The 21,080-nt window shown below is 70.5% G+C and carries 20 protein-coding genes; 13 read left to right on the top strand and 7 right to left on the bottom strand.

Features of this window, described 5'->3' with window-relative positions:
- Positions 1-274: 274 nt before the first annotated feature.
- From QTI20_RS18465 to QTI20_RS18425, 9 genes are all read left to right on the top strand, one after another.
- On the top strand, positions 275-1,510 hold the full coding sequence (locus QTI20_RS18465) for an urea ABC transporter substrate-binding protein (protein ID WP_286552953.1): 1,236 nt from the start codon (positions 275-277) through the stop codon (positions 1,508-1,510).
- Positions 1,511-1,523: 13 nt separating this feature from the next.
- Complete coding sequence (locus QTI20_RS18460) at positions 1,524-2,393, top strand: ABC transporter permease subunit (protein ID WP_286552952.1); 870 nt, start codon at positions 1,524-1,526, stop codon at positions 2,391-2,393.
- Entirely contained in the window at positions 2,393-3,412 is a 1,020-nt protein-coding gene (locus QTI20_RS18455) for an ABC transporter permease subunit (RefSeq protein WP_286552951.1), read from the top strand. The genes QTI20_RS18460 and QTI20_RS18455 overlap by 1 nt, the downstream gene beginning before the upstream one ends.
- The gene (locus tag QTI20_RS18450; protein WP_286552949.1) at positions 3,409-4,161 is read left to right on the top strand and encodes an ATP-binding cassette domain-containing protein; all 753 of its coding nucleotides are present in this window, start codon (positions 3,409-3,411) and stop codon (positions 4,159-4,161) included. The genes QTI20_RS18455 and QTI20_RS18450 overlap by 4 nt, the downstream gene beginning before the upstream one ends.
- Positions 4,154-4,858, top strand: a complete 705-nt coding sequence (locus tag QTI20_RS18445) for an ABC transporter ATP-binding protein (protein ID WP_286552947.1) — start codon at positions 4,154-4,156, stop codon at positions 4,856-4,858. Before QTI20_RS18450 ends, QTI20_RS18445 begins: the two co-directional genes overlap by 8 nt.
- Before the next feature lie 4 nt (positions 4,859-4,862).
- Positions 4,863-6,377 carry an amidase gene (locus QTI20_RS18440; RefSeq protein ID WP_286552945.1) on the top strand — a complete coding sequence of 505 codons (1,515 nt, stop codon included), beginning with the start codon at positions 4,863-4,865 and terminating at the stop codon, positions 6,375-6,377.
- Entirely contained in the window at positions 6,377-7,543 is a 1,167-nt protein-coding gene (locus QTI20_RS18435; RefSeq protein WP_286552943.1) for a transporter substrate-binding domain-containing protein, read from the top strand. Before QTI20_RS18440 ends, QTI20_RS18435 begins: the two co-directional genes overlap by 1 nt.
- Entirely contained in the window at positions 7,524-8,150 is a 627-nt protein-coding gene (locus QTI20_RS18430) for an ANTAR domain-containing response regulator (protein WP_286552942.1), read from the top strand. The genes QTI20_RS18435 and QTI20_RS18430 overlap by 20 nt, the downstream gene beginning before the upstream one ends.
- A 63-nt stretch (positions 8,151-8,213) precedes the next feature.
- Entirely contained in the window at positions 8,214-9,368 is a 1,155-nt protein-coding gene (locus QTI20_RS18425) for an iron-containing alcohol dehydrogenase (RefSeq protein WP_286552939.1), read from the top strand.
- 21 nt (positions 9,369-9,389) lie between these two features.
- Here QTI20_RS18425 and QTI20_RS18420 read toward each other — a convergent pair whose 3' ends face one another.
- A complete protein-coding gene (locus QTI20_RS18420; protein WP_286552936.1) occupies positions 9,390-9,578 on the bottom strand; it encodes a hypothetical protein in 189 nt (62 codons plus the stop codon).
- A gap of 234 nt (positions 9,579-9,812) precedes the next feature.
- Between QTI20_RS18420 and QTI20_RS18415 the strand changes: the two genes are divergently transcribed.
- Positions 9,813-10,244 carry an ABC transporter substrate-binding protein gene (locus QTI20_RS18415; protein ID WP_286552934.1) on the top strand — a complete coding sequence of 144 codons (432 nt, stop codon included), beginning with the start codon at positions 9,813-9,815 and terminating at the stop codon, positions 10,242-10,244.
- A 121-nt stretch (positions 10,245-10,365) separates the two neighbouring features.
- Positions 10,366-11,886, top strand: a complete 1,521-nt coding sequence (gene norR / locus QTI20_RS18410) for a nitric oxide reductase transcriptional regulator NorR (protein ID WP_503011827.1) — start codon at positions 10,366-10,368, stop codon at positions 11,884-11,886.
- Positions 11,887-11,909: 23 nt separating this feature from the next.
- Here norR and hmpA read toward each other — a convergent pair whose 3' ends face one another.
- The 4 genes from hmpA to argH form a co-directional block, all read right to left on the bottom strand.
- Positions 11,910-13,097: an NO-inducible flavohemoprotein gene (gene hmpA / locus QTI20_RS18405; RefSeq protein ID WP_286552931.1), complete on the bottom strand. Its 1,188-nt coding sequence runs from the start codon at positions 13,095-13,097 to the stop codon at positions 11,910-11,912.
- A gap of 180 nt (positions 13,098-13,277) precedes the next feature.
- Positions 13,278-14,411 (bottom strand): porin, encoded by a 1,134-nt coding sequence (locus QTI20_RS18400; RefSeq protein WP_286552930.1) that lies wholly within the window; start codon positions 14,409-14,411, stop codon positions 13,278-13,280.
- Positions 14,412-14,508: 97 nt separating this feature from the next.
- Complete coding sequence (locus QTI20_RS18395) at positions 14,509-15,471, bottom strand: Bug family tripartite tricarboxylate transporter substrate binding protein (protein WP_286552926.1); 963 nt, start codon at positions 15,469-15,471, stop codon at positions 14,509-14,511.
- A gap of 18 nt (positions 15,472-15,489) precedes the next feature.
- Complete coding sequence (gene argH, locus QTI20_RS18390; RefSeq protein ID WP_286552924.1) at positions 15,490-17,034, bottom strand: argininosuccinate lyase; 1,545 nt, start codon at positions 17,032-17,034, stop codon at positions 15,490-15,492.
- Between the two features lie 155 nt (positions 17,035-17,189).
- On the opposite strand from argH, the gene QTI20_RS18385 reads away from it, so the two are divergent.
- Positions 17,190-18,083 carry a LysR substrate-binding domain-containing protein gene (locus QTI20_RS18385; protein ID WP_286552922.1) on the top strand — a complete coding sequence of 298 codons (894 nt, stop codon included), beginning with the start codon at positions 17,190-17,192 and terminating at the stop codon, positions 18,081-18,083.
- Between the two features lie 48 nt (positions 18,084-18,131).
- Here QTI20_RS18385 and QTI20_RS18380 read toward each other — a convergent pair whose 3' ends face one another.
- Positions 18,132-19,211: a LacI family DNA-binding transcriptional regulator gene (locus QTI20_RS18380; protein WP_286552921.1), complete on the bottom strand. Its 1,080-nt coding sequence runs from the start codon at positions 19,209-19,211 to the stop codon at positions 18,132-18,134.
- A gap of 98 nt (positions 19,212-19,309) precedes the next feature.
- On the opposite strand from QTI20_RS18380, the gene QTI20_RS18375 reads away from it, so the two are divergent.
- Positions 19,310-20,299 (top strand): tripartite tricarboxylate transporter substrate binding protein, encoded by a 990-nt coding sequence (locus QTI20_RS18375; protein ID WP_286552918.1) that lies wholly within the window; start codon positions 19,310-19,312, stop codon positions 20,297-20,299.
- A 19-nt stretch (positions 20,300-20,318) separates the two neighbouring features.
- Here the strand turns inward: QTI20_RS18375 and QTI20_RS18370 are convergent, their stop codons facing one another.
- The gene (locus QTI20_RS18370) at positions 20,319-20,891 is read right to left on the bottom strand and encodes a hypothetical protein (protein WP_286552915.1); all 573 of its coding nucleotides are present in this window, start codon (positions 20,889-20,891) and stop codon (positions 20,319-20,321) included.
- Positions 20,892-21,080: the final 189 nt, after the last annotated feature.

The raw sequence follows: 21,080 nt of genomic DNA, 5'->3' as shown, positions 1-21,080 counted from the left end.
GGCACTCGATCGCGGCACCGCCCGGTTCGTGCAAGCTGAAGCCCCAAGGATGCGGCCGCAGCCCAGAGACATCGTCAGTCCCGCTCTCTTCTGACCGCCAACGTCGTCGGTCCTTGTCTTGCCGGCATCTCGTCCGGTAACCCCCCGTCTCTCCCTCCTTCCGCGCCATGCCTGGCGCAGGCCCGCGTTCGCTTCGGCGACGCGCAAGCCTGTGCGCGTGCGCGTGCGCATGCGCCGGCGTCGGCAGGGGAGGCGGACATCCCAAGGAAACAACATGACTTCTTCCCGTCGCCAATTTCTAGGCACCGCCGCATCCACCGCCTTCGCCTCCGCGCTCTCGCTGCGCGGCCTCGACGCCTTCGCCGCCGAAGACAAGATCAAGGTCGTCGGCATCTATGACCTGTCGGGCGGCCTCGACATCTATGGCAAGCCCGTGGTCGACGCGCTGCGCTTCGCCGCCGAGGAGATCAACCAGAAGGGCGGCCTGCTGGGCCGGCAGATCGACTTCATCCACTACGACGCGCAGTCGAACATGCAGCTCTATGCGCAGTTCGCGCAGCAGGCGGCGCTCAAGAACAAGCCCGCGGTCGTGATGGCGGGCATCACCTCGGCCTCGCGCGAGGTGGTGCGGCCGGTGCTCGACCGCTACAAGACGCTCTACTTCTACAACAACCAGTACGAAGGTGGCGTCTGCGACGGCAACTACTTCGCCGCCGGCGTGACGCCGGCGCAGACGGTGCAGAAGCTCGTGCCGCATGCGATCAGGAAGTGGGGCAAGAAGGTCTACATCGTCGCGGCCGACTACAACTACGGCCAGATCGTCTCCTCGTGGGTGAAGAAGTATGCGGCCGAGGCGGGCGGGCAGACCCTCGCGGTGGAGTTCTTCCCGCTGGACGTGACCAACTTCGGCGCCACCATCTCCAAGATCCAGGCGGCCAAGCCGGACTTCGTGTGGTCGGCGCTGGTGGGCGGCGCCCACATGTCCTTCTACCGCCAGTGGAAGGCCGCCAACATGGCCGGCAAGCTGCCGATCGCATCCACCACCTTCGCCGGCGGCAACGAGCATATCGTGCTGTCGCCCGAGGAGTGCAACGGCATCCTGATCTGCCAGAACTACCTGCAGGAGCTGCCGGGCGCGGCCAACCGGGACTTCGTGGCGCGCTTCCACAAGCGCTACGGCGCCGACTATCCCTACATCACCGAGCTGGCCATGGGCGCCTACCAGGGCTTCATGCTGTGGGCCGAAGGCGTGCGGCGCGCGCAGAGCATCGACCGCGTGAAGGTGATCGCGGCGCTCGAGTCCGGCGTGGTCATCGACGCGCCGAGCGGCAAGGTCGGCATCGATCCCGTCACCCACCACTGCACGCTCGACGTGCACATCGCCGAGGTGCGCGACCGCAAGCTCAACCTGGTCGAGAGCTTCCCGCAGCAGCCGCCGGCCGACACGGCCGCGGTCTGCGACCTGCGCAAGAACCCGAACGACGCCAAGCAGTACACGATCAAGTTCTGAGCGCGACCGATCCATGGACCTCGCAGCCATCTTTTCCATCGAGGTCGTGGGCGCCATCGCCACGCTGGTGCTCATGAGCATCGGCCTGGCGGTGGTGTTCGGGATGATGAAGATCATCAACCTGGCCCACGGCGAATTCATGATGCTCGGCGGTTACGTCGCCATCCTTGCCACCAACCGCTTCGGCGTGCCGATCTGGCTGTCGATGCTGGTGCTCGCGCCGCTCGTCACCGGCCTGTTCGGCGTGCTCGTCGAACGGCTGCTGGTGCGGCATCTCTACGGCCGCATGATCGACACCATGCTCGCGACCTGGGGCCTGAGCCTCGCGCTCGTCGGCATCGCGACCATGGTGTTCGGCAACACCACGGTGGGCATTTCCTCGCCCTTGCCGGGCTTCGCCATCGGACGCTTCCAGGGCAGCGGCTACACGCTGTTCGTGATCGCCGTGGCGGTGGCGGTGCTGGCCGGCCTGTGGCTGCTGTTCCGCTTCACCGACCTCGGGCTGTGCGCGCGCGCCTCGATGCAGAACGCCGCCATGGCGGCCGCGCTGGGCGCCAACCCCGGGCGCATCTACACGCTGACCTTCGGGCTCGGGGCGGCACTGTCCGGCCTGGGCGGCGCGGTGCTGGCGCCGGTGTCGGGCGTGATCCCGACCATCGGCGCGAGCTACATCGCCAAGGCCTTCATCACGGTGATCGGCGGCGGCAGCGCCGTGATCACCGGCAACCTCGCGGCCTCGGGCCTGTTCGGCGCCGTGAGCCAGGCCGTGACCTTCGCCACCACGCCGGTGTTCGGCGAGGTCGCGCTGCTGGTCGCGGCCGTGCTGCTGATCCGTCTGCTGCCGCAAGGCATCACCGGCCGCTTCTTCAAGAAATCCATCTGATGACCCACGCTTCTTCTCTGCGATCCTGGGGACTGGTGGCTGCCGGCGCGCTGTGCGTGGCCGGCGTGCTGCTGGCCCCGCAGGTCACCGACACCTTCGCGCTGCTGGCGCTGACCGTCTACCTGGTGATGGCGATGCTCGCGCTGAGCCTGGCCTTCGTCTGGGGCTTCGGCGGCATCCTGTGCTTCGGCCAGGCCGCGTTCTTCGGGCTCGGCGCCTATGCCTATGCGATCGGCGCCATCAACTTCGGCCCCGGCGTGGCGGCGCTGCTGCTGTCGGTGGCGGTGCCGGCGGTGTTCGCCGCGCTGCTCGGCTACTTCATGTTCTACGGCCGCATCAGCGATGTGTATCTGGGCGTGATCACGCTGGCCGTGACGCTGATCCTGTTCAACCTGGCCAACTCCACCTCGGGCTCGGAGTACCGCATCGGCGAAGCGCTGCTGGGCGGCTTCAACGGCATTCCGTCGATCCCGACGCTGACGCTGCCGGGCCACGACAGCCCGCTCGAGCCCGAAGGCCTGTTCCGGCTGGTGGGGCTGCTGCTGATCGCCGCTTACGTCGGGCTGCGCCTGCTGCTGCGCACGCGCTTCGGCCAGGTGGTGGTGGCGGTGCGCGAGAACGAGCGCCGGGCCGAACTGCTGGGCTACGACGCCCGGCTGCACAAGCTGCTGGCCTTTGCGCTCGGCGGCGCGATCGCCGGCCTGGCCGGCTGCCTGTACGCCAACTGGGGCGCCTTCGTGAACCCCGGCGTGTTCAGCCTCGCGCAGTCGGCCCAGATCATCATCTGGGTGATCGTCGGGGGCCGCGGCACGCTGATCGGGCCGATGATCGGCTGCGTCGGCATCCAGTGGATGGTGACCGCGCTCGGCGGCCAGCAGACGGTGGACACCGGGCTGGTGCTGGGCGTGGTGCTGGCGGCCTTCGTGATGCTGATCCCGCGCGGCATCGCGCCCACGGTGATGGGCTGGTTCGCGCCGCGCGCGCGGCCCGTCGCCACCGGCCAGGAGCGCGTGCGATGAGCGCCCCGCTGTTGCAGACCCGGCGGCTGGGCGTGAGCTTCGGCGGCGTGCATGCGGTGCGCGAAGTGGACTTCGATCTCGCCGAAGGCGAACTGCGCTGCCTGATCGGCCCCAACGGCGCCGGCAAGAGCACCTTCTTCAAGATGCTCAGCGGCCAGCAGCTGCCCGACCGCGGCGAGGTGTTCTTCCGCGGACGGCGCATCTCCGGCCTGGCGGCGCACCAGATCGCGCGCCTGGGCATCGGCATCAAGACCCAGGTGCCCAGCGTGTTCGACGGCCTCGACGTGCTGCAGAACCTGCACCTCGCGGCCTTGCGCGCGCAGCCCTCGGAACGCGCCGCGCGCGCCGAGGCGCATGCGGTGCTCGAGCGCGTCGGCCTGGCCGGGCGCGGCGATGCGCGCGTGGGCGAACTCGCGCACGGCCAGCGGCAGTGGGTCGAGCTCGGAATGATCCTGGCCTCGCGCCCGGCGCTGGTGCTGCTGGACGAACCGGCGGCCGGCATGACGCACCACGAGGTGCGCAAGACCGCGGAACTGATCCGCGAGATCAACCGCGCCAGCACGGTGGTGGTGGTGGAACACGACATGGCCTTCATCCGGATGATCGCCGGCCGCGTCACGGTCTTCAACCGCGGCGAGGTGCTGGCCGAAGGCAGCTTCGACGACGTGGTGTCCGACCCGCGGGTGCGCGACGCCTATCTGGGCAACAAGCCCATCCATTCCAGCAACCAGGAGACCGACCATGCTTGAAACACGCGACCTGCGCGCCGGCTACGGCCGCGTGCCCGTGCTGCACGGCATCACGCTGGAGGCCGGCGCCCGCGAGATCACGGGCATCCTCGGGCGCAACGGCATGGGCAAGACCACCTTGCTCAAGGCCCTGATGGGCGAGCTGCCCGCCACCGGCGGCACGCTCGCGCTGGCCGGGCAGGACCTGACGCGCGCGCGTCCGCACGAACGCGCGCGCGCGGGCATCGGCTATGTGCCGCAGGGCCGGCAGATCTTTCCCTTCCTCACGGTGGCGCAGAACCTGCGCATGGGCTGCGCGAAGAACTTCGCGACGGCCGAGGCCACCATCGCGCGCGTGCTGCAGCACTTTCCGCGGCTGCAGCGGCTGCTGGAGCAGCCCGGCGGCAGCCTGTCGGGCGGCGAGCAGCAGCTGCTGGCGCTGGCGCGCTGCCTGTGCGGCGACCCCAAGCTGATCCTGCTGGACGAGCCCACCGAGGGCATCCAGCCCTCGATCTGCGACGAGATCGTCGAGACCCTGCTGCAGCTGCGCGAGCGCGACGGGCTGGCGGTGGTGCTGGTCGAGCAGGACATCGAGTTCCTGTGCGCGCTGTGCGACCGGATCCTCGTCATCGACAAGGGCGTCTTCACCGGCGCCATCGATCCGCGCCAGACCTCGAGCGAAGAGATCGCGCGCCAATTCACCGACTTCCACGCCTGACGACATGCCCGTTCAACGTCCCACCCTTTCCCAGCTCGACGCGACCGCCCGGTCGCTGGGCCTGGCGCTCGACAGCGCCACGCTGAGCGAATACGACGCGATCCTGCAAGCCACCTTCGACGACTACGACCAGGTCGATGCGATGCCGCCCGAACTGCCCGCGGTGCACTACCCGCGCACGCCCGGGACCTACCCGACGGGCGCCGACAACCCGCTGGGCGCCTGGCATGTGCGGACCACCGTCGCGGGCCGCGCCGACGGCCCGCTGGCCGGCCGGACGGTGGTGCTCAAGGACAACATCTGCCTGGCCGGCGTGCCGATGATGAACGGCGCGTCGACGCTGCGGGGCTACGTGCCCGACGTCGACGCCACCGTGGCCACGCGCGTGCTGGACGCCGGCGGCACCATCGTGGGCAAGGCGCACTGCGAGTACTTCTGCGTCTCCGGCAGCAGCCACACCAACGCCGTCGGGCCGGTGCAGAACCCGCGCAAGCCGGGCCACTCGGCCGGCGGCTCGTCCTCGGGCTGCGGCGCGCTGGTGGCCGCGGGCGAGGTCGACATGGGCATCGGCACCGACCAGGGCGGCTCGGTGCGCATTCCCGCCGCCTATTCGGGCTTCGTCGGCATGAAGCCCACCTGGGGCCTCGTGCCCTACACCGGCATCATGCCGATCGAGATGACGCTCGATCATGCGGGCCCCATGACCGCCACGGTGGCCGACAACGCCTTGCTGCTCGAGGTGCTGGCCGGTCCCGACGGGCTCGACCCGCGCCAGGGCGCGCCGGCGCCGCACACCCGCTACGGCGACACGCTGCGCGCGGGCTGCCAGGGCCTGCGCATCGCCGTGGTGCGCGAGGGCTTCGGCTGGCCCAACGCCGAGGTCGACGTCGACCAGGCGGTGCAGCGCGCGGCGCAGCAGTTCGAGCGGCTCGGCGCGCAGGTCGAGACGGTCTCGATCCCGCTGCACCGGCAGGGGCATGCCATCTGGACGCCGATCGCGGTCGAAGGCACGACCCAACTGCTCAAGGGCTTCAACCACGGCTCTAACTGGAAGGGCCTGTACGTCACGAGCATGATGCGCGCGCAGCAGGACTGGCAGGCCCACAGCATGGACTTCCCGCACGACCTGCGCACCTGCCTGCTGGCCGGCGAATACCTTTCGCAGCGCTACGGCGGGCGCTACTACGCGCAGGCGCAGAACCAGGCGCGGCGCCTGCGCGCGGCCTACGATGCGGTCCTGTCCCGCTACGATCTGCTGCTCATGCCCACGGTCCCGATGAAGGCTCCCGCACTGCCGGCACGCGACGCGTCCGCCACCGAGTTCGTCACGCGCGCGCTCGAGATGAACGCCAACACCGCGCCCTTCGACGTCACCGGCCATCCGGCGCTGTCGCTGCCCTGCGGCCAGTCGCAGCGCTTGCCCATCGGCCTGATGCTGGTCGGCGCCTTCCACGGCGAGGCCGCGATCTACCGCGCCGCCTACGCCTTCGAGCAGACCGGCCTGGGGAGCCCGGCGTGATGCCGGCCCGCGCACCGGCGCGCGAAGGCTGGAAGGTCGGGCTGCTGTTCTCCACCACCAGCCTCACGGCGGCGGTGGAAGCGACCCAGGCCCAGGCCACGCGCCTGGCCATCGAGGAGGTGAACGCCGCCGGCGGCATCGACGGCGTGCCGCTGGTGCCGGTGGCGATCGAGGCCGGCGCGACGCCCGAGGCCTACCGCGAGGCCGCGCTGCAGCTGTGCGACCTGCACCAGGTGCCGGTGATCTTCGGCACCCACATGTCGAGCACCCGCAAGGCGGTGCTGCCGGTGGTCGAGAGCCGCCGCACGCTGCTGTTCTATCCCACGCTCTACGAGGGCTTCGAGTACTCGCCGTTCTGCATCTACACCGGCGCCGCGCCCAACCAGAATTCGGTCCCGCTCGCGCGGCACATGCTCGAGCGGCATGGCGGCCGCGTGCTCTTCGTCGGCGGCCAGTACGTCTACCCGTACGAGTCGAACCGCATCATGCGCACGCTGTTCGAGCAGGCCGGCGGCAGCGTGCTCGACGAGATCTACCTGCCGCTGCGGAGCTCGCACGAGGACTTCATGGCGGTGATGGACCGGGTGCGCGCGCTGGCGCCCGACGCGATCTACTCCACGGTGGTGGGCAGCGACACGCTGCGCTTCTACGAGGCCTACCAGAGCGCGGGCTTCGACCCGGCGCGGATGCCGATCGCGAGCCTGGCCACCAACGAGGCCGATGCCGCCGCGATGCGCCCCGGCGCGGCCGAAGGCCACCTCAGCGCCGCCCCTTGGTTCGCCACGCTCGACACGCCCGCCAGCCAGCGCTTCGTCGCCAGCTACGGCCGGCGCTTCGGCCCCGAGGCCCCGATCACCGCGGGCGCCGAGGCCGCCTATTTCCAGGTCCACCTGTTCGCCGAAGCGGCGCGCCGCGCGGGGGGGGCGCAGCGTCCCGATGCGCTGCTGGAGGCGCTGGGCGGGCTGGGTTTCGAGGCACCCCAGGGCCATGTGCGCATCGATGCCGAGTCCCACCACACCTGGCTGTGGCCGCGCATCGCGCGCATCGCGGCCAGCGGGCGCTTCGAGATCATCGCCAGCGCGAGCGAAGCCGTGCGCCCCAGCCCCTACATGATCGATCACACGCTGCAATCCGGCGTGCAGGGCGATGACAGCCAAGGCGCCTGACCCGCGGCCGGCACCGGCGCTGCCCGCCGTCGGGCCCCTGCTGCACGAGCTCAACGGGCTGCGCGTGGCGGTGCTGCATCCGCTCGATGCCGAGGGCAGGGTGCTGATCTCGCACCTGCAGCGCATCGGCAGCGTGGTGACCCAGCGCTGGCCCGTGCCGCCGCGGCTCGACGCGGATTTCGACGTGGTGATGCTGGCGATCGAGCTCGACCAGCGCCAGCCGACCACCGCCTTCGTCGCCTCGCGCAGCGAACTCAGCCCGCCGCTGATCGCCATCGTCGGCTACGAGAACCCCTCGATGCTGCAGCTGGTGCTCGAGAGCGGCGCGGTCTCGGTCATCGAGCGGCCGCTGCGGCCCTTCGGCCTGCTGACGCAGCTGCTGATGGCGCGCACGCTGTGGCGCCAGCGCGCGGCCGCGCTGGCCCACATCCGCAAGCTCGAGGGCCGCTATGCCACGGTGTCCAAGCTCACCATGGCCAAGACGCTGCTGATCGCGCGCGAAGGGCTCACCGAGCAGGAAGCGCACCGCAAGATCCAGCGCCTGGCGATGGCCGGGCGCACCACCGTCGAAGAGGTCGCCGAGACGGTGATCGCGACCTATCCCTGAACGGGCGCCCGACGCTCGACTTCTCCCACCCTTCCCACACCTTCCAACGAGGGCCTCTCATCCATGTCTCCCTTCTCCTTCCAGACCGTTCCCCGCATCGTCATGCAGAGCGGTGCCGCCGCCGGCCTCGGGCCGCTGTTGGCGAGCCGCTTCGCGGTCGGCCGCGTCTGCGTGATCACCGACGCCTTCCTGCATCGCAGCGGCCTGCTCGCACCCGCCCTCGAGAGCCTGCGGGCGCAGGGCTGGCAGGTGCAGGTGGTCGACGACGTGCAGGCCGACCCGCCGGACCATGTCGTCGAGACCGTCACCGCCCGGGCGCGCGCATTCGGCACCCAGGTCGTGCTCGGCCTCGGCGGCGGTTCGTCGATGGACGTGGCCAAGCTGGTCGCGGTGCTGCTGGGATCGACGCAGCCCTTGGCGCAGATGTACGGCATCGACAAGGTCGAGGGCGAACGCCTGCCGCTGGTGCAGGTGCCGACGACCGCGGGCACCGGCTCGGAAGTGACGCCGATCGCGATCGTGACCACGGGCGCGACCACCAAGAGCGGCATCGTCGCGCGGCAGCTCTACGCCGACATGGCGATCCTCGATGCGACGCTGACCACCGGGCTGCCCGCGGCCATCACGGCCGCCACCGGCATCGACGCGATGGTGCATGCGATCGAGGCCTACACCAGCCGCCACCTGAAGAACCCCCTGTCGGATCACCTGGCGCTGCTCGCGCTGCGCCTGCTGGCCGATCACCTCGTGCCGGCGTGCGAAGACGGCCGGAACCTCGCGGCACGCGAGGCCATGCTGCTGGGCGCGATGCTGGCCGGCCAGGCCTTCGCGAACTCGCCGGTGGCGGCGGTGCACGCGCTGGCCTACCCGCTGGGCGGGCATTTCCATCTGCCGCATGGCCTGTCCAATGCGCTGGTGCTGCCGCACGTGCTGCGCTTCAACGCAGCGCACGCCGCGGCGCACTACGCGCAGCTGGGCGAGGCCCTGCGGCCCGGCCTGCGCGGCAGCGACGGCGAGAAGACCGAGGCCTTCATCGCGCACATCGAAAGCCTGGCGGCGGCCACGGGCCTGCCCATGCGCCTGCGCGACCATGGCGTGGGCGAGGCCGACCTGCCGCTGCTGGCGGCCGATGCCATGAAGCAGACCCGGCTGCTGGTCAACAACCCGCGCGAGCTGGGCGAGGCGGACGCGTTGGCGATCTACCGCCTGGCCTTCTGAGCCGCAGCGCGGGCTGCAGTGTCAGAAGGCGGCCAGCGGACAGCCGCGCATCCACGGCGAGAGCCGCACCCAGCCGGTGAGGGCCCGCCGGTCCGACCAGCGTTGTCGTCGGTCCTGCGCCTCAAGCCAGTCGACGGCCGAGGGTTGCCGCAGGCCTTCCTCGGCGGAGAGTGCCTGGATGAGGGCGATGGCCTGCTGGCGTTGAAGCATGGGCGGAGTATGGGGTGGCCCGGCGCCGGTCCACGTCAGCGAAGACCACGAATCCGATGCTGCCGATCGGCCCTGGCGCGTGGGCGCCGACCCACGGCGGGCTGCGTGCGTCGCGCGGTCCGGCGCAATCCCGTCCAGAAAGTGCGTATTTCCGGCGCCGGGCCGGAGGTGGCGTTCTAGGATCTGTCCAACGTCGCGCGGTGTGCGCGGCGAAGCAATCTCCAGGACAACCTCATGCGCCGCTCCATTTCCCTGCGTTCCACCGCCGCCGCCGTCATCGCCGTGACCTTCGCCTCGATGGCCATCCCGAACCTGGCCCACGCCAAGCGCATGGGCGGCGGCAAGAGCTTCGGGCGCACGGCACCGGCCGCCCCGGCCGCACGACCGGCGACGCCTGCGCCCGCAGCGCCTGCTGCGGCAGCACCCGCGGCCACGGCCCCGGCGGCCGCCGCGCCGGGCGCGCGCGGCCCCGGCCTGATGGGCATCGCGGGCGCCGCCGTGGTGGGCGGTGCGGTCGGCTCCATGGCCGGCAACGCGATGGCGTCCCCGCACAAGGATGCGAAGGAGGCCGAAGCCAAGGCCGCCGAGAAGGAAGCTGCCGACCTGCAGAAGAAGGCCGACGAGGCCAAGGCCCGGGCAGACGCCGCGCGCGCCTCCGCCAAGTAATCATCCGGGCGGCGGACCGCCGCGCCGATGCGCGCCGTCGCATGTGCAGGGGACCGGGACTCCGGTCAGAATGGCCGACCCCATGAATCCGCCGCGCCTGCTGACCGCTCTGCTTCCCCTGATGGCCGACCTCGCACAGGACCTGCCCGAGGCCGAGCGTCATCGAAGGCTTCTCGAGACCCTGCGCGTTCTGTTGCCCTGCGACGCCGCGGCGATGCTGCGGCTCGACGGCGACTGGCTGGTGCCGCTGGCCGTCGACGGGCTGAGCGGCGACACGCTGGGCCGGCGCTTCCGCGTGGCCGAGCATCCGCGCTTCATGCAATTGCTCGAGGCAAGCGCCCCGGTGCGTTTCGCGGCCGATTGCGGCCTGCCCGATCCCTTCGACGGCCTGGTGGAAGCGGTGCAGGGCCACCTGCCGGTGCACGACTGCATGGGCTGCGCGCTGCAGGTCGACGGCCGGCCCTGGGGCGTGCTCACGCTGGACGCGCTCGACGTCGGGCGCTTCTCGCGCGTGGACCTGCAGGTGCTTCAAGCCTTCGCGAGCCTCGCCGCGGCAGCCGTCGCGCTGGCCGGGCGCATGCATGGGCTGGCCGAGCGCGCCGAAGACGAACGCCTGCGCGCCGACAGCTACGCGCAGACCGCAGGACACGGGCCGCGCCAACTCATCGGCCACAGCGCCGCGCACAAGCGATTGATGAAGGACATCGCCCTGGCGGGCCCGACCGAGTTGTGCGTGCTGATCCAGGGCGAGACCGGCACCGGCAAGGAACTGGTGGCGCGGGCGCTGCATGCGGCGTCGGCGCGCGCGAAGCGGCCGCTGGTCAGCATCAACTGCGCGGCCCTGCCCGACAGCCTGGTCGAGAGCGAACTGTTCGGCCATGTGCGGGGCGCCTTCACCGGCGCGGTGGGCGACCGGCGCGGCAAGTTCGAGCTGGCCGACGGCGGCACGTTGTTCCTGGACGAGGTGGCCGAACTGCCGCTGCAGGTGCAGGCCAAGCTGTTGCGCGTGCTGCAGGACGGGCACTTGCAGCGCCTGGGGTCCGACCGCGAGCACCGCGTCGACGTGCGCGTGATCGCCGCGAGCAACCGCAACCTGGCCGAGGAAGTGCGCGCGGGCCGGCTGCGCGCGGACTTCTACCACCGGCTCAGCGTGTACCCGCTGCAGGTGCCGACGCTGCGCGAGCGCGGGCGCGACGTGCTGCCGATCGGCGGTTTCTTCCTCGAGGAGGCGCGCTCGCGCATGGGCCTGGGAGCCGTGCGCCTCGACGCCGGTGCCCAGGCCGCGCTGCTGGCCTACGACTGGCCGGGCAACGTGCGCGAACTCGAGCATCTGCTGGGCCGCAGCGTGGTGAAGGCGCTGGGTCGGCATGCCCAGCGCCCGCGCATCCTGACGCTGGGCGCCGAGGATCTCGGGCTCGGTGCCGCGGCCGTCGTGGCCGCTGGCGCATCCGCGGCGCCGGACCCGGACGCACGGGCCTCGGGCCCCGGCCTGCGCGATGCCGTCGCCGACCTGGAGCGCCGCATGGTGCTGCAGGCCCTCGAGCAGCATGGCCAGCAATGGGCCGCTGCCGCGCGCGCCTTGCGCATCGACCCGGCCAACCTGGCCCGCATGGCGAAGCGGCTGGGCATCGCGCGCGGCTGAGGCCGCGTCTGCCGGTTCGGCCTCTACTCCAGCGCCGAAGCCGGTCCGAAGAACTCGAAGCGCGCCTGCGCATCCGGCACGCCCCAGGCGCGGAGCCCGCGGCGCACCTGTTGCATGAAGGGCTTGGGCCCCAGGAAGTAGGCGTCGACATCGCGCGTGTGCATGGGCAGCCAGGCGTTCAGGCGTTCGATGTCGAGCCGGCCCACCGCATGCGGCGCGGGCGAGGTGCCGGTGCCCGCCTCGTCGTAGCTGTAGAAGCGCCGCAGTTGCGGATGCCGCGCGGCGGCCGACTCGACCTGCTCGCGGAAGGCGTGCACCTCGCCATGGCGCGCGCAGTGGATGAACACCACCTCCCGGCCGGCGGCCAAGGCCTGCTCGAGCATCGCCAGGGTGGGCGTGATGCCGACGCCGCCGCTGATGAGCACCAGCGGACGCGCGCTCTCGCCCAGCACGAAGTCGCCCGACGGCGGCAGCAGCAGCAGCGTGTCACCCTCCTGCACCTGGTCGTGCAGGTGGTTGGACGCCACGCCGCCGGCTTCGCGTTTCACGCTGATGCGGTAGGTCCTGCCGTTGGGCGCGGCCGACAGCGAGTAGTGGCGGCGGATCTGTGTGCCGTCCACCTCGAGCTGCAGGCCGATGTACTGGCCGGGCGCGAAGTCGCTCAGCGCGCCGCCGTCGGTCGGCGCGAGATGAAAGGAGCTGATCTCGGCGCTCTCGCGCACCTTGCGCAGCACGGTGAATTCGCGCGTGCCGCGCCAGCCGCCGGGCGCGGCGCCCTGCGCGTCGTACAGCTGCTGCTCGGCGCCGATGAGGATCTCGGCGAGCTGTCCGTAGGCGGCGGCCCAGGCATCGATCACCTCGTCGGTCGCCAGCTCGGCGCCCAGCACCTCGCGGATCGCGCGCAGCAGGCAGGCGCCGACGATCGGGTAGTGCGCGGGCATCACCTGCAGCGCCACGTGCTTGTGGACGATCTGCGACGCCAACGGGCCCATGGCCTCCAGCCGATCGATGTTCTTCGCGTACATCAGCACGCCGTTGGCCAGCGCGCGCGGCTGCGCGCCGCTGGCCTGGTGGGCCTGGTTGAAGAAGGGGCGAAGCTCGGGGTGCTCGGCCAGCTGCAGCCGGTAGAAGTGCGTGGTCAGCGCCTCGCCACCCTGTTCGAGAAGGGGCACGGTGGACGAGACGATGGCGCGTTGGGCGGAGGTGATCATGAAAGCTCGGTGAGGCGTCGAGGCCGATGGAATGGAGAGGTCTTGTCCATCGCAATGGGCGTGCCGCGTGGCGAGCTTTTTGAAATCAAGGGGTTGGGTGGCGTTCAGGTCGAATCGACATGGACGTTATGCCGTCGATTCGACATTTCATGGTCGAATCGACGTGCCCTGCATCGCAGGTCAGAAGCTGTGCTTGACGCCGAGCATGTAGCCCGTCGAGCTGCCGCCCGCGGTCGGTGCCGGCGCGTTGACCGATCCGCTGAGGTTGGTCAACGCCACGGTGCCCGTGCCCTTGTTGCGCAGCCGGGCCAGGTCAGCGTAGAGCTGGGTCCGCTTCGACAGGTAGTGCACATAGCCCACGCTGTACTTGTCGAAGTCGTTGCGGCTGTTCGACTGGCGGTAGCGCGCCACCTGGGCCCGCCACAGGCCGGCGCCGACCGGTGCGGTGGCGCCGAGGGCCAGGGTCTCGAAGCCGAAGTCGGCCACGGTGTTGCGGCCGTCGATGCGTTCGCGTTGATAGAGGAGCATGGGCTTGACGACGCCCGCATCGAAGGACGCTCCGACGTTGGCGATCCGGTAGTCGCCGGCATAAAAGGCCGTCCCCACGTTGCGCACCGCGTCCTGGAACACGCCGTACGAGGCCGACACGTCGAAGGGGCCGCGCGCATAGCCGATGCGCCCGCCGTGGTAGTTGCCGGTGCGTTCGGTGGCTGCGTTGGCGGCGCTGTTCGAGAGGCCCGCCGCGTTGGCGATCACGGCCTTGTTCGACAGCTGCTCGCCGAAGGCGTATTGCACCGAGCCGTACAGCCCGCCCAGGTCGGCGGGCAGGAAGTAGGCGATGGCGTTGGAGCTTCGCGTGTAGCTGCCCACGCCGCCGCGTGAGGAACCGGTGGTCTCCACCGTGCCCAGGCCGCGCTGGCCCCAGACGTCGAACTGGTTCATGTTGAGGTAGGTGGGGACGTAGTCGCGGCCCAGCCGCAGTTCGCCGAAGCGGCCGCCGAGGCTTACCGTGGCGCGGCGCGCGAAGTCGAGGCCCGTGTTCTGCGTGGCGCCCGCACCCACGTCGTTGTTCAGCTGGCCCTCGAGCCAGAAGCCCGCGCTGAATCCGCCGCCCAGGTCCTCGGTGCCGCGAAAGCCCAGGCGCGAGGTGCCGTTGCCGCCCGACCCCAGGCCGGTGGCGTGCGCGCCGCCCGTGGCGCTCAGACGTGCCACGCCCGCATCGATCACGCCGAAGAGCGTTGCGGAAGAGGATTGGGCGCCCGCCACGCCGCAGGCCAGCAGTGCGAGGGCCAAGAGGATTGCTTTTCTTTTCATCGTGTGTGTCTTCGGTATTTTTTTAGGGCATGGCTGCGCCATGCGCGGACCGTTCCGTCGGTCCGCGTGGCGCCGTGCGCGGATGCGTCCGCGGCGATCAGTTCATCTGGACGTTGGCGTGCTTGATGACCTCGGACCAGCGCTTGGTCTCCTCGTTGGAGAGCCGGGCCATGTCCTCGCTGGTGCCGGGGAAGGGGCGCGCGCCCAGGTCGGCGAGGTGCGCCGCCATGGGCTTCTCGTTGGCGATGGCGAGCACCGTGTCCTGCAGCTTCTTGATGATCTTCGGGTCGGTGCGCGCGGGCGCCATGACGCCGTACCACGACTCGACGGTCGCGTCCTTGACGCCCGCTTCGGCCAGCGTGGGCACGTCCGGGATCGCCGCGTTGCGCTTGTCGCTGGCGATCGCCAGCACCCGGACCCGGCCCGACTGGACATAGGGCAGCACGTTCGGCAGGTTGGCGAACATGAGCTGCGCCTGGCCCGCGAGCAGGTCGGCCGTCGCGGGGCCGGCGCCCCGGTAGGGCGTGTGCGTGAAGTTCACGCCCGTGCGCAGCATGAACAGCTCGCCTGTCAGGTGGTTCACCGAGCCGATGCCGGCCGAGGCCATGTTCAGCTTGCCGGGGTTGGTCTTGGCGTACTGCACCAGCTCGGCCACCGTCTTCGCGGGCGTGTCGGGCGACACGGCCAGCACGTTCGGCACCGTCGAGAACAGCGCGATGGGTGCGAAGTCCTTGATCGCGTCGTAGGGCAACTTCTTCGACAGCAGGGGCTGGATCGATTGCTGGCCCTGGGTCGCGAAGACCAGCGTGTAGCCGTCCGCCGGCGCCTTGGCGACGAAGGAGGCGCCGATGCTTCCGCCGGCACCGGCCTTGTTGTCGACGATGACGGTCTGGCCCAGCAGCTCCGACATGCGCGTCGCGAGGATGCGGCCCATCAGGTTGACGGTGCCGCCGGGCGCGAAGGGCACGACCAGCGTGATGGGTTTGGCGGGGTAGGTCTGGGCACTGGCGCCCAGGCAGGCTCCGAGGGTGATGGCCAGTGCCGCGGCAAGTTTCAGCATCGCTTGACTCCTGTGGGTTCAGTCGGCGAGGGCGCCGAAGGGGGTGGGGAGCGCTTCGGTGCCGGGCGCGGCAAGCGCATGGGCACGTCGTTGCAGGGCGTCGCGGGCGGCGCCGACGCGCGCCGTGGTCGCCTCGAAGCGTCTGGCCCGGTCGCCGAGCGCCAGCTTCTGCGCCTCGATGTGCCGCAGCACCTGCTGCGGCGCGGGGCCGCCGGGGGACTGGCGCGCGGCGACGTTGGCCGCCGGGTCCAGGCATTGGCTCACGTCGGCCTGTTGCAGCGTCACGGGGCGTCCGAGCTGCCGGGTCGCCGTCGTGTTGACCATCTCGGCGTCGATCCGGTGCGCCGGGATGCCGAGGTCGAGCGCGTGGCGCACCACCGCGCCGATCACATGGTGCGCGTCGCGGAACGAGATGCCGCCCTTGCGCACCAGCAGGTCCGCGAGGTCGGTGACGGCCGAGAAATCCTCGGCCGCCCGGGCCGCCATGCGCTCGCGGTCGGGCTCGACCTGCTCCACCAGCAGTCGCATGAGCTCGAGGGCCTTCAGCGCTTCCTCGCAGCTCTCCCAGCAGGTCCGGGTGCTCTCGCGGCTGCTGTCGCCCGAATGGGTGAAATGGGTGGACTTCACGGTCGAGAAGGCGGCCGAGGTCAGGCCGATCAGGTGGCCGGTCTTGCCGCGCAGGTACTCCAGCACCACCGGATTCTTCTTCTGCGGCATGATGCTCGAGGTGCTCGCCACGCTGTCGGGGAAGGACAGGTAGCCGAACTCCGCCGTCGACCAGATGTAGAAGTCCTGCACCATGCGGCTGCAGGTGATCATCATGATCGAGAGCGTGGCGCTGAGCTCCAGCGCGAAGTCGCGCGAGGCGACGCCGTCGAGTGCATTGCCCAGGGGCCGGCTGAAGCCCAGCATCGCACTGGTGCTGGCGCGGTCGATGGGAAAGGACGTGCCCGCGAGCGCGCAGGCGCCGAGCGGCGAGCCGTCGGCCGTGTCCAGCACATGCAGCAGCCGGTCGATGTCGCGTGTCCACGCATCGGTCAGCGCCGACAGGTAGTAGCCGTAGGTGATGGGCTGCGCGGCCTGCATGTGGGTGTAGCCCGGCATCACGCAGTCCGCGAACGCGCCGGCCCGCGTCAATGCTGCGTCGGCGAGCGCGATCAGCGCCTGGCCGATGCGCGTCGCGAAGTCCCGCGCACGCATGCGGTCGATCGTGGCGCCGATGTCGTTGCGGCTGCGCGCGGTGTGCAGGCGGCCGCCCAGGTCCGGGCCGACCTGCCTGATCAGATGCGCTTCGTAGTTGAAGTAGGCCTCTTCACGCGCCGGATCGAGTTCGACCGCATGGGGGCCCTCGGCCTGCATCTGGAGCAGGGCCCGCGCCAGCGGCACCGAGGCGCTCGCGTCGAGGATCTTCTGCTCGTGGAGCATCAGCAGGTGCGCCAGGTTGATCTCGTTGAGCAGATCGAAGTTGGCGAAGAACTCCCGGTTCAATCGGGGCAGGAAGATGTACTGGAGGACCTCTTTGGCAAGAGGCTGCTTCAGGCGTCGGCTGATCTTGGATTCCATGGCTCTGTCTCGTGTAGGAGCGCTCAGTCTCTCGCCGGGCCTGTCATGCGTCAAATCAGCGTCTCGCTGCGATGCATGCATTTTTGATATGCTGGCGCCGCCCGTGGAAAGCCGTGTGACGGCCTGCGGGAAAGGGCTTCAGGAGTGCCGCAGAGATGAATTTCAAGCAGGTCGAGGCCTTTCGTGCCGTGATGAAGACGCGTTCCATGACCACGGCCGCGGGGCTGCTCCACACCTCGCAGCCCAACGTGAGCCGCTGGATCGCGCTGCTCGAGCGGCAGGTGGGTTTCGCGCTGTTCCAGCGCAACGGAACCCGGCTGCTGCCCACGCCCGAGGCCGAGGCCTTCTACACGGAGGTGGAGCGCGCCTTCATCGGCCTCGAGTCGCTGGGTGCGAGTGCCGAGTCGATCCTGCAGCGCGGCACCGGCCTGTTGCGCGTGGGGGCCGTGGGATCGATCACGGAGTTCGTGCTGCCCGAGGCCATCCGCCTGTTCCGCGAGGCCTTCGCCGACGTCCGGGTCGTGATCCGGATGGGCGGCTCCGACGTCGTCGCCAAATGGTCGGCCAGCGGCTTCTGCGACATCGGCTTCTGCTCGATCCCCACCGACCTGCCGGGCCTGCGCTACGAGCGCATCCACACGGCGCGCGGGGTGGCGATCGTCGGCCGCGCGCACCGGCTGGCCGCGCGCAAGACGCTCAAGCCCGCCGACTTCGACGGCGAGAACTTCATCTCGCTGCCCGCGGGCAGCTTCAACCGCGCCTCCATCGACCGCCACTTCGTCGACGATGCGCGGGTGCTGTCGATCGAGACGCCCTATGCCGCGACCATCTGCGCCATGGTGGGCAAGGGGCTGGGCGTGTCGATCGTGAACCCGCTGGTGTCGCGCTCGCTGCGCATGCCGGGCGTGCGCGAGATCCCGTTCTCGGCCAAGACCGAGTTCCACAGCTACTGCGTGAGCTCCGACCATTTCCCGGCGGGCTTCCTCGCGAAGCGCATGGCGGATTGCGTGCGGGCCGCCTTCGCATCGCTCGGTTCGTTGCGGCGTTGAACCCGGACGCAGGGCGCTCGCGCGAGCGGCAGATGCGCGGCCCGCTCCTCAGGTCGAATCGCGCAGGACGATCTGGAAGGGCAGTTCGAAGCTGCGACCGGGCCGGTTCGCCTCGGGGCCATCCAGCCGCGCGATCAGCAGATCGGCCGCGAAGCGGCCCATGGTCTGCTCGGAGCGACGCACGGTGGTCAGGGCCGGATGAAGCAGTTGCGCGGCCGGGATGTCGTCGAAGCCGGCCAGGGCCATGTCCTGCGGGATGCGCCGCCCCGCCGTGCGCAGCGCGGCCATGGCGCCGATGGCCAGCAGGTCGTTGGCCGCGAACACGGCGCTGCAGTGAAACTCGCCCGCCAGCTCGGCCGCCATGGCGCGTGCGCCCGCGGCCTGCGTGAAATCGTCGGCGACGATGATGCGGGGGCTGAGCCCGGCCTTCTTCATCGCGGCCTGGAAACCGCGCTGGCGCTCCTTGCCCGGGCCCATCGGGCAGGAGAGCATGGCGATGCGCTCGTGCCCCTTGTCGATCAGCACCTGCGTCATGGCCCGGGCCGCCGCCGCGTTGTCGACGTAGACCTTGTCGATGGCGTGCGACGGCTTGCTGGCCTGGCTCGTGACCTGAACCATCGCGAGGCCGCCACGCACGGCTTCCAGCAAGGCCGCGTCGTCGAGGTGGAAGAAGATCGCCATCACACCGTCGACATGCCCCTGCGCGAGCCACTGGAGTGCCCTGCGCTCGCGTTCGGCGGTGCCGTCGGTGTCGAAGATCATGGTGTCGTACCCTCCCGCATCGGCGGCCGACTGGAAGCCCCGGACCAGCGCCGGGTAGATGGGGTTGGTGATGTCCGGCACGATGCAGGCCAGCGTGCGCGTGCGCGCGGACTGGAGGTTGCGGGCCATGCGGTTGGGCACGTAGCCCAGCCGCTGCGCGGTCTGCAGGATGCGTTGCCGTGCCTCTTCGGACACGGTGCACGGCTCCACCCGATTGAGCACCAGGGACACGGCGGTCTGCGACATGCCGGTCGCGACGGCGATGTCGCGCTGCGTGGGGCGCCGGGTCGGCGCGCGCTCGGCCACGGCGGCTGGCGGCCGGGCTTCGGCGGGCGAGGGCGGTGGACTGGCTTTTGGATTCTTCATGCTCGGTATCAATCCACAATACGTATTATTCTGCGCCGGACGCGGGCGTTGTGGCATCGAGTGGGATGATGCCCGGAAAAAGCATCGAGGATCTCCCCATGAACATCTCGCGCCGCGCATTCGGCCGCACCGGCCTGCACGCGGCGTCGCTGGTGGCGGCCCCTTACCTGCAGGCCCAGTCCCGGGCCGGCCCGCTCACGATTCTGGTGGCCCAGCCGGCCGGCGGCATCACGGACGTCTTCGCGCGTGCCGTCGCGCCGGCGCTCGGGCGGGGGCTCGGACGTGCCACGGTGGTGGAGAACGTCACCGGGGCCAGCGGCTCCATCGCGGCCAACCGGCTGCTGGCGGCCGCGCCCGACGGCTCGACGCTGTTCGTGGGATCGCCCTCCGAGGCGGTGCTGGCGCCGCTCACCCTGCGCGCTGTCCACTACAAGCCCACCGATTTCCGGCTCCTGGGGCTGCTCAACGATTCGCCGCTGGCGCTGTACGCGCGCAGCGGCCTGCCCGCGAACGATTTGGACGAACTCGTCGCCCTGGCGCGCCAGCGCGCCGACCGGCCGCTGAGCTACGGCAGCACGGGACAGGGGTCGCTGTTCCACCTGGTGACGGCCTTGCTGCTGGCGGCCACCGGGGTGCAGGCCACGCACGTGCCCTACCGCGGCGGCTTGCCCCTGCTGACCGACCTCCAGGGCGGCGTGATCGACTTCACGATGCTGCCCGTGGACGCGCTGCTGGGCGGCATGGTCGCCGGCGGCCGGATGAAGGTGCTGGGCGTTTCCTCTGCGCGGCGTCTTGCGCGATTTCCGGCCGCCCCGAGCTTCGACGAGAGCCGGTCGGCCCCCCACCTCGGCCGGCCGAGCATCTGGGTCGGCCTGCTGATCCCGGCGGCGACGAGCGAGGCTGTCGGCCAGCGTCTGCACAGGATCGCCGCGGAGGCGCTTGGCGATCCGGAGGTGCGCAAGGCCATCGATGCCGCGGGCGGCAGCGTCCCGCCCCCGATGTCGCTCGCCGAGGCCGCGCGTTTCTATGCGGCAGACGCGGCGAAGCTGCAGGCCCTGGCAAAGGCCGCGCGCATCGAGCCGCTGTAGGCAGCGGGCCGCCGCGGACCTACCAGCGCCGCGCACGTCGTCCGCTGCGCCTCGACGCCTGGCGTTCGGGGCGGTGAGCGGGGAGCACGTCCGTCTGCCGCCGTGGCGCTTCGCGCGCATCGACCTGCAGGGCCAGGGGCCGGGCCCTGTACGCCAGCAGCGCGCGTCCGGGGCGGATGCGAGGGCGCGTCGGCCGGATGCCGATCGGCGGGGCCGGAGCGGCATGTGTCGCTTCGAAGCGCTGTTCCTTCTTGCGCAGGTAGTGCATCAGCACATGCGAGGCCATGTTGATGCCCAGGGTGCCGAAAGCCGCCGGCAGGATGTACAGCGCGATCGAGAGCTCCGAGGTGAAGACCCGGTCGTCGGCCAGCGAGGGGGTCGCCAGGGCGGCGCTCGACAGCGCACGCAGCAGCACCAGGTCCACGCTGGCCATCGCCACCAGCAGCAGGCCGAAGACGAGCACCGTCGTCTTCGAGAACGCGCGCCGCACGAACAGCGTGAAGAAGATGGCGCTGGGCAGCAGGACCGAGAGCGAGACGAGCGCCCAGAAACGGAACTCCGTAAAGACCGAGGCATTCGCGCCGCTCAGCATGGGCGTCTCTCCATGCCGTGTCGGAAGGCGACGCGCCACTGTGCGGGCGCACCGGGCGGGCAGGGGCTTGGGTGCATGCAGAGAGTGGGCCACCGGGCGGGCGTTCGAAGTTGTCCGCGCGGTAAATGGGCTGTAAACGAAAGCATCGGTTGGTGACGCAGTGGGCCTCGCGACGGCGGGGGGCTGCCG

It is taken from the genome of Variovorax sp. J2P1-31 (assembly GCF_030317215.1).
Taxonomy (GTDB): domain Bacteria; phylum Pseudomonadota; class Gammaproteobacteria; order Burkholderiales; family Burkholderiaceae_C; genus Variovorax.
Note: the sequence above shows the minus strand (reverse complement) of the source record. Positions and strands in the feature narration are given on the sequence as shown.

What these genes read in the sequence shown, in the direction of transcription:
- QTI20_RS18435 (WP_286552943.1), top strand. Translation starts at nt 6,377, where the DNA reads ATGCCGGCCCGCGCACCGGCGCGCGAAGGCTGGAAGGTCGGGCTGCTG.
- argH (WP_286552924.1), bottom strand. Translation starts at nt 17,034, where the DNA reads ATGGAATCCAAGATCAGCCGACGCCTGAAGCAGCCTCTTGCCAAAGAG.
- QTI20_RS18370 (WP_286552915.1), bottom strand. Translation starts at nt 20,891, where the DNA reads ATGCTGAGCGGCGCGAATGCCTCGGTCTTTACGGAGTTCCGTTTCTGG.
- QTI20_RS18450 (WP_286552949.1), top strand. Translation starts at nt 3,409, where the DNA reads ATGAGCGCCCCGCTGTTGCAGACCCGGCGGCTGGGCGTGAGCTTCGGC.
- QTI20_RS18415 (WP_286552934.1), top strand. Translation starts at nt 9,813, where the DNA reads ATGCGCCGCTCCATTTCCCTGCGTTCCACCGCCGCCGCCGTCATCGCC.
- QTI20_RS18455 (WP_286552951.1), top strand. Translation starts at nt 2,393, where the DNA reads ATGACCCACGCTTCTTCTCTGCGATCCTGGGGACTGGTGGCTGCCGGC.
- norR (WP_503011827.1), top strand. Translation starts at nt 10,366, where the DNA reads ATGGCCGACCTCGCACAGGACCTGCCCGAGGCCGAGCGTCATCGAAGG.
- hmpA (WP_286552931.1), bottom strand. Translation starts at nt 13,097, where the DNA reads ATGATCACCTCCGCCCAACGCGCCATCGTCTCGTCCACCGTGCCCCTT.
- QTI20_RS18440 (WP_286552945.1), top strand. Translation starts at nt 4,863, where the DNA reads ATGCCCGTTCAACGTCCCACCCTTTCCCAGCTCGACGCGACCGCCCGG.
- QTI20_RS18465 (WP_286552953.1), top strand. Translation starts at nt 275, where the DNA reads ATGACTTCTTCCCGTCGCCAATTTCTAGGCACCGCCGCATCCACCGCC.
- QTI20_RS18380 (WP_286552921.1), bottom strand. Translation starts at nt 19,211, where the DNA reads ATGAAGAATCCAAAAGCCAGTCCACCGCCCTCGCCCGCCGAAGCCCGG.
- QTI20_RS18400 (WP_286552930.1), bottom strand. Translation starts at nt 14,411, where the DNA reads ATGAAAAGAAAAGCAATCCTCTTGGCCCTCGCACTGCTGGCCTGCGGC.
- QTI20_RS18460 (WP_286552952.1), top strand. Translation starts at nt 1,524, where the DNA reads ATGGACCTCGCAGCCATCTTTTCCATCGAGGTCGTGGGCGCCATCGCC.
- QTI20_RS18375 (WP_286552918.1), top strand. Translation starts at nt 19,310, where the DNA reads ATGAACATCTCGCGCCGCGCATTCGGCCGCACCGGCCTGCACGCGGCG.
- QTI20_RS18385 (WP_286552922.1), top strand. Translation starts at nt 17,190, where the DNA reads ATGAATTTCAAGCAGGTCGAGGCCTTTCGTGCCGTGATGAAGACGCGT.
- QTI20_RS18420 (WP_286552936.1), bottom strand. Translation starts at nt 9,578, where the DNA reads ATGCTTCAACGCCAGCAGGCCATCGCCCTCATCCAGGCACTCTCCGCC.
- QTI20_RS18430 (WP_286552942.1), top strand. Translation starts at nt 7,524, where the DNA reads ATGACAGCCAAGGCGCCTGACCCGCGGCCGGCACCGGCGCTGCCCGCC.
- QTI20_RS18395 (WP_286552926.1), bottom strand. Translation starts at nt 15,471, where the DNA reads ATGCTGAAACTTGCCGCGGCACTGGCCATCACCCTCGGAGCCTGCCTG.
- QTI20_RS18445 (WP_286552947.1), top strand. Translation starts at nt 4,154, where the DNA reads ATGCTTGAAACACGCGACCTGCGCGCCGGCTACGGCCGCGTGCCCGTG.
- QTI20_RS18425 (WP_286552939.1), top strand. Translation starts at nt 8,214, where the DNA reads ATGTCTCCCTTCTCCTTCCAGACCGTTCCCCGCATCGTCATGCAGAGC.